Annotated in this window: 6 protein-coding genes; 5 read left to right on the forward strand and 1 reads right to left on the reverse strand. The window is 72.5% G+C overall.

Going from position 1 to position 6,797, the window contains the following annotated elements; all coding sequences use genetic code 11:
* From ACWEN3_RS37935 to ACWEN3_RS37950, 4 genes are all read left to right on the forward strand, one after another.
* Positions 1–851, forward strand: an 851-nt coding sequence (locus ACWEN3_RS37935; RefSeq protein WP_452980734.1) for an FAD-dependent oxidoreductase, incomplete at its 5' end; no start/stop codon positions are given.
* Between the two features lie 57 nt (positions 852–908).
* On the forward strand, positions 909–1,805 hold the full coding sequence (locus ACWEN3_RS37940; protein WP_452980737.1) for a dihydrodipicolinate synthase family protein: 897 nt from the start codon (positions 909–911) through the stop codon (positions 1,803–1,805).
* Positions 1,806–1,826: 21 nt separating this feature from the next.
* Positions 1,827–2,828 (forward strand): proline racemase family protein, encoded by a 1,002-nt coding sequence (locus ACWEN3_RS37945; RefSeq protein ID WP_452980739.1) that lies wholly within the window; start codon positions 1,827–1,829, stop codon positions 2,826–2,828.
* Between the two features lie 18 nt (positions 2,829–2,846).
* The gene (locus tag ACWEN3_RS37950; RefSeq protein ID WP_452980742.1) at positions 2,847–3,536 is read left to right on the forward strand and encodes a GntR family transcriptional regulator; all 690 of its coding nucleotides are present in this window, start codon (positions 2,847–2,849) and stop codon (positions 3,534–3,536) included.
* Positions 3,537–3,555: 19 nt separating this feature from the next.
* Here ACWEN3_RS37950 and ACWEN3_RS37955 read toward each other — a convergent pair whose 3' ends face one another.
* Positions 3,556–5,007, reverse strand: a complete 1,452-nt coding sequence (locus ACWEN3_RS37955) for a purine-cytosine permease family protein (RefSeq protein WP_452980745.1) — start codon at positions 5,005–5,007, stop codon at positions 3,556–3,558.
* Between the two features lie 280 nt (positions 5,008–5,287).
* Here ACWEN3_RS37955 and ACWEN3_RS37960 point away from each other — a divergent pair, with 280 nt between their 5' ends.
* On the forward strand, positions 5,288–6,685 hold the full coding sequence (locus tag ACWEN3_RS37960) for an amino acid permease (protein WP_452980748.1): 1,398 nt from the start codon (positions 5,288–5,290) through the stop codon (positions 6,683–6,685).
* Positions 6,686–6,797 lie beyond the last annotated feature (112 nt).

The following is a 6,797-nucleotide window of genomic DNA, read 5'->3' on the forward strand; positions in this document are numbered from 1 at the left end:
CCACCGCCCTCGGCCTCGCCGTCTACCGGCGCCCGCGCCGGGCCCTGGCGGCCGGCGGACTGGCCCTTGTCGCGCGGCCCGGCAAGCTGGCCGAGGGCGCCTGGTACGCGGGCCGGTTGCTGCGGCACCGGGTGCGGACGCTGTCCCGGCACACCGTGGTGGCGGCGCACGGCGCCGACCGGCTGACGGCGGTCACCGTCGCCGCGCTGGACGGAACCGGCCGGACCAGGCCCGGCAGCGCCCGGCGCATCCCCTGCGACACGCTCGCCGTGGGACACGGCATGCTGCCGCACACCGACCTCGCCGAGACCCTCGGCTGCACCCTGGCGGGGACGGCCGTGCGCGTCGACGACGAGCAGCGCACGGACGTGCCCGGCGTCTGGGCCGCCGGTGAGGCCACCGGCATCGGCGGAGCGGACCTCGCGCTCACCGAGGGCCGGCTCGCGGGCCGCTCGATCGCCGCCCGGCTGCGCGGCGCCGCGCCCGACCCGCGCGGCTGGGCCGGCCTCGCCCGGAAACGCTCCGGGCAGCGGGAGTTCTTCGCGGCGCTCGACACGGTGTACGCACCGCCCGCGGACTGGGCCGACGGCGTCCCGGACGACACGGTGGTGTGCCGCTGCGAGGAGGTCACCGCCGGGGAGGTCCGTACGGCCGTCGGCACGCTCGGCGCCGCGGACCTGCGCACCGTGAAGCTGCTCACCCGGGCCGGGATGGGCTGGTGCCAGGGCCGGATGTGCGCGCCCGCGGTGGCGGGACTGGCCGGCTGCCCGCTCGCTCCCGGACGCCGGCCGTTCGCGCGTCCGGTGCCGCTCGGCGTACTGGCCGAACTCCCGGAGCGGGAACCGGACTGACCCGGCGAGCCGGCGCCGCTCAGTAACATGTCACACACTACCGATTGGGGATCACTCATGGCCCGACCGCAGCACCGTCCCTGGCGCGGCTTGCTCGTCGCCACCGCGCTCCCTCTGCGCGACGACCTCTCCGTCGACCACGACCGCTACGCCGAGCACTGCGCCTGGCTGGTGGCGAACGGCTGCGACGGCGTCGTGCCGAACGGCTCCCTCGGCGAGTACCAGACGCTCACCCCCGAGGAGCGCGCCCGCGTGGTGGAGACCGCCGTCGCCGCGATCGGCGGCGAACGGGTGATGCCGGGCGTCGCCGCCTACGGCGCGGCCGAGGCCCGGCGCTGGGCCGAGCAGGCGGGCGAGGCCGGCTGCGCGTCGGTGATGCTGCTGCCGCCCAACGCCTACCGCGCGGACGAGCGTTCCGTCCTCGCCCACTACGCGGAGGTCGCGAGGTCGGGGCTGCCGGTGGTGGCGTACAACAACCCGATCGACACCAAGGTCGACCTGGTGCCCGAACTCCTCGCCCGGCTGCACGGCGAGGGGGCCGTCCACGCCGTCAAGGAGTTCTCCGGCGATGTCCGCCGGGCCTACCGGATCGCGGAACTCGCCCCGGAACTCGACCTGCTGGCAGGCGCCGACGACGTCCTGCTGGAGCTGGCGGTGGCGGGCGCCAAGGGCTGGGTGGCCGGGTACCCGAACGCGCTGCCGCGGGCCTCGGCGGAGCTGTACCGGGCGGCGGTGGCCGGTGATCTGGGCACCGCCGTCCCCCTCTACCGGCAGCTGCACCCGCTGCTGCGCTGGGACTCACGGGTGGAGTTCGTGCAGGCGATCAAGCTGTCCATGGATGTCGTCGGCCGGTACGGCGGCCCGGTCCGCCCGCCGCGCGTGCCGCTGCTGCCCGAGCAGGAGGCCGCGGTCAGGGCGGCCACCGAGAAGGCCGTCGCCGCGGGTCTCGCATAACGCGCACAAGGGAGCCGGATCATGCGCAGCAAGCTCGTCCTGCACGCCGTCGACTCGCACACCGAGGGCATGCCGACCCGGGTGATCACCGGCGGGATCGGCACCGTGCCCGGTGCGACCATGAACGACCGGCGGCTGTGGTTCCGCCGACACCGCGACCACGTCAAGCGGTTGCTGATGAACGAGCCGCGCGGCCACTCCGCGATGAGCGGCGCGATCCTGCAGCCGCCGAGCCGCCCGGACTGCGACTGGGGCGTCATCTACATCGAGGTGTCCGGCTATCTGCCGATGTGCGGGCACGGCACGATCGGGGTGGCGACCGTGCTGGTGGAGACCGGGATGGTGGAGGTCGTGGAGCCGGTGACCACGATCCGGCTCGACACCCCGGCGGGGGTGGTGGTCGCCGAGGTGGCGGTGGAGAACGGCGCCGCGCGCGACGTGACCCTGCGCAACGTCCCGTCCTTCGCCGTCGCTCTGGACCGCCGGATCACCCTTCCCGACGGCCGTACGGTCACCTACGACCTCGCCTACGGCGGCAACTTCTACGCGATCCTCCCCCTCGACGCGTTCGGCCTGCCCTTCGACCGCTCCCGCAAGGACGACATCCTGGCGGCCGGCCTTGCGCTGATGGAGGCGATCAACGCCGAGGCGGAGCCGGTGCATCCGGCGGACCCGTCCATCCACGGCTGCCACCACGTCCACCTCCACGCGCCCGGCGCCACCGCCCGGCACTCACGGCACGCGATGGTCATCCACCCGGGCTGGTTCGACCGCTCCCCCTGCGGCACGGGAACGAGCGCGCGCATGGCGCAGCTCCACGCGCGCGGCCAACTCCCGCTGCACACCGAGTTCGTGAACGAGTCCTTCATCGGCACCCGCTTCACCGGGCGGCTGCTGGACACGACGGAGGTCGCCGGAGTCCCGGCCGTGCTGCCGAGTTTCACCGGCCGGGCGTGGGTCACCGGTACCGCGCAGTACCTGCTGGACCCCACCGATCCGTTCCCGGAAGGGTTCATCCTCTAGACTCGCGTGATGCGTGACATGGCACAGAAGCCGCAGCCCGGGGAGGCACCCACGTCCCTCCCCCGCCTGGGCGGCCGGCGGAGCAGCTACCGCGAGCGCGTCGCCGACGCCCTGCGCGCCGCACTCATCGCGGGCGAGCTGCGGCCGGGCGAGGTCTACTCGGCGCCCTCCCTCGCGGCGCGCTTCGGCGTCTCGGCGACGCCGGTGCGGGAGGCGATGCTGGACCTGGCCAAGGAGGGCCTGGTCGACACGGTGCCGAACAAGGGCTTCCGGGTCACCGCCGTCTCCGACCGGCAGCTGGACGAGTACACGCACATCCGCGCGCTCATCGAGATCCCCACCGTCGCCGGGCTGGCGCGCACGGCGGACCGGGTCTCCCTGGAGGCGCTGCGCCCGGCGGCCCGGGAGATCGTCGCCGCGGCGGCCGCGGGCGACCTCATCGCCTACGTGGAGGCCGACACCCGCTTCCACCTCGGTCTGCTCGCCCTCGCGGGCAACGCCCACCTGGTCGAGGTGGTCGCCGACCTGCGCGGCCGCTCCCGGCTGTACGGACTGACCGCGCTGGTGGAGGCGGGCCGGCTGCTGTCCTCCGCCGAGGAGCACCTGGAGCTCCTGGACGCGCTGCTGGAGCGCGACGAGCAGGCCGTGCACGCCGTCATGACCCGGCATCTGGGGCATGTCCGGAGCCTGTGGGCGGCGGGCGACTGAACCCCGGCCAGGGCCCGGCTCAGGGTTCCTGGTGCGCGTGCGCCGCGTTCTCCAGTTCCTCCGCCTCCACCTGGGCGAGGCGGGCCTCGGCGTCGACGTCGACGGAGCGGGTCAGCCACCAGTACAGGGCCGCCGAGACCGGCAGCCCGATGAACAGGGAGATGTCCGCGCCCCCGAGCGCCTTCGCGGCGGGGCCGACGTACAGGGTGCCGACGGAGAAGAACGGGATCATGGCGGCGAAGCCGGCCACGTAGGAGACGATGCCGTGCCATCCCCAGCGGCCGTAGATGCCGTGGGGGTTGAAGATCTCGGCGACGGCGTAGTGGCCTCGGCGCACGACGTAGTAGTCCATGAGGTTCACCGCGGTCCACGGGATGAAGAGGTAGAGCACCAGCAGCAGGAAGTCGTTGAAGTTCGCCAGGAAGTGCGCGGTCGCGGCGAGCGCGCCGAACAGGGAGAGCGCCGCGGTGACGCCGAGGGTGAGCAGACGGACGGCCAGCGTCGGGCGCACCCGCTTGAACGAGTCGATGCCGCTGATCAGCGTCAGGGAACCGCCGTACATGTTGAGCGCGGTGACGGAGACCAGGCCCAGGGCGGCGAAGAGCAGCACGATCGCGCCGAAGCCGTCGAACACCCTGTCGCCGGCGGCGTTGATGGAGCGGATGGTCTCGAAGCCGGAGCCCGCCCAGGCCGCCAGCAGCGCCCCGAGCACCATCAGCCAGATGCCGCCGAGCGCGGAGCCGAAGTACGTCCAGTAGAAGGTCTTGCGGACGGTCACGTCGGGCGGGAGGTAGCGGGAGTAGTCCGAGACGTAGATGGCCCAGCTGATCTGGTAGCCGGCGACCACGCCGAACTGGGCGAGGAACGGCGTCCAGCGGAAGGCGCTCAGGTCGAAGGAGCCCGCCGGGTAGTGCAGGGTGACCAGGACGCCGACCGTGAAGATCCCGAAGATGACCAGGAAGGCGTACGTCAGGAACCGCTCGGCCTTGTGGATGATGTCGTAGCCCACCAGCGCGACGACGAGCGCGACGGCGGTGACCACGACGACCCACAGCTTCACTCCGCCGTGCAGCGTGGTGTGCAGGGCGTCGGCGGCCAGGATGCTGTTGAAGACGTTGAACCCCGCGTACTGCACATAGGCGAAGAGCCACACGAGCAGGGCGCCGACGTAGCCGAACTGGGGCCGCGACTGGATCATCTGCGGCAGGCCCAGCTGGGGTCCCTGGGCCGAGTGGAAGGCCATGAAGAAGGTGCCGACGACGGTGCCGGCGACGATGGCCAGCAGCGACCAGATGAGGTTGCCGCCCCCGGTGATGCTGATCAGCCCCACGGCGAGGGTGGCGATCTGGGCGTTGGACATGAACCACAGGGGACCCAGGTGCCACAGTTTGCCGTGCCGCTCGTCCAGGGGGACGTAGTCGATGGACCGGACCTCCAGCCCGGACACCCTCGGCTCCGCTGGTGTGCTCATACGGCCTCCCGGGCCCGGGTCCGCCTCTTTGGTCACATTGTTCACCGGCCCGGATCAGCTGACGAGCCCGCTGCAGTGAAAGGTTTCGCCAGCTAGCGGGGACCGGTCGGTGTGCACCGGACATTTCGCGGCGCAAAGGTCGCACCAGCGCACTTTTTACGCAATCGACGGGCCGGCGCCACACAAGAAGCGGCGATTTTGCGACAGGTGGGGACATCCCCGACCATGGCCCAGTCCCGGCGATCCTGGGACACCAGTTCGATGAGAGGCAGCACCACCCATGCACGTCGCCCCGCCGTCGGCTCCGGCCCCCTCGGAGACCCACCCGGCCTCCGTCGAGGACCCCCACGGCTCCCCCAGCCGGCACGCCCGACGGTTCGGACTGCCCGTGGCGACCGCCCTGGTCATGGGCAACATCATCGGCGGCGGCATCTTCCTGCTCCCCGCCTCCATCGCGCCCTTCGGCACGGTCAGCCTGGTCGCCTTCGGCGTGCTCACCGTCGGCGCGATCGCCCTGGCCCTGGTGTTCGGCCGGCTCGCCTCGCGCGACCCCCGCACCGGCGGGCCCTACGTCTACGCCCGCGAGGCGTTCGGCGACTTCGCGGGCTTCCTCGCGGCCTGGGCGTACTGGATCACCACCTGGGTGTCGAACGCCGCGCTCGCCGTGGCCGCCGTCGGCTACCTGGACGTGCTGATCCCGGTCGGCGGCCACCGCTGGACGGCCTGTCTGGCGGCCCTGGTGCTGCAGTGGCTGCCCGCGCTCGCCAACTTCGCCGGCACCCGCTACGTCGGCGCCGTCCAACTGGTCTCCACGGTGCTGAAGTTCGTGCCGCTGCTGCTCGTCGCGGTCGGCGGGCTGTTCTTCTTCGACCCCTCCAGGCTCGGGCCGTTCAACACCAGCGGTCACGGCGCGATCGGCGCGGTGTCCGCCTCCGCCGCCCTGCTGCTCTTCTCCTACCTCGGGGTGGAGTCCGCCGCGGTCAGCGCGGGCGAGGTCCGCGACGCCCGCCGCAACGTGGGGCGCGCCACCGTCATCGGCACCGCGGGCGCCGCGCTGGTGTACCTGCTGGGCACGCTGTCCGTCTTCGGCACGGTGCGGCACGACCGTCTGGTGCACTCCACCGCGCCCTTCTCGGACGCCGTGAACGCGATGTTCGGCGGGAGCTGGGGCGGCTGGGCCGTGGCGCTCGCGGCACTGGTGTCGATGACCGGCTGCCTCAACGGCTGGACGCTGCTGAGCGCCCAGACCCCGTACGCCGCCGCACAGGACGGCCTCTTCCCGGCCGCCTTCGCGCGTCGCCGCCGGGGCGTGCCGACGGTCGGCGTCGGCGTCACGGTGGTCCTCGCCTCCCTGCTCACCGTCTACAACTACATGTCGGGGTCCGGGAAGGTCTTCGAGATCCTGGTCCTCGTGACCACGTTCACCGCGACGGTGCCGTACCTGCTGGCCGCCGCCGCGCAGATCTTCCACCTCGCCTCCGGCCGCGAGGTCGACCGGGCGCGGCTGGTGCGTGACTCGGTGATCACCGCGGTGGCGGCCGTCTTCTCGGTCTGGCTGATGGCGGGCGCCGGCTACGCGGCGGTGTACCAGGGCGTGCTGTTCCTGTTCGTCGGGATCATCGTCTACGCGCTGATGGCGGGCCGCCGCCGGCAGCAGCAGCAGCAGCAGCAGGCCTGAACGACGAAAGGGTCGTGCCGGAATCCTCCGACACGACCCTGACCCGCGGAACTCGCGAGTCGGGACGACAGGATTTGAACCTGCGACCCCTTGACCCCCAGTCAAGTGCGCT

It is taken from the genome of Streptomyces sp. NPDC004561 (genome assembly GCF_053602155.1).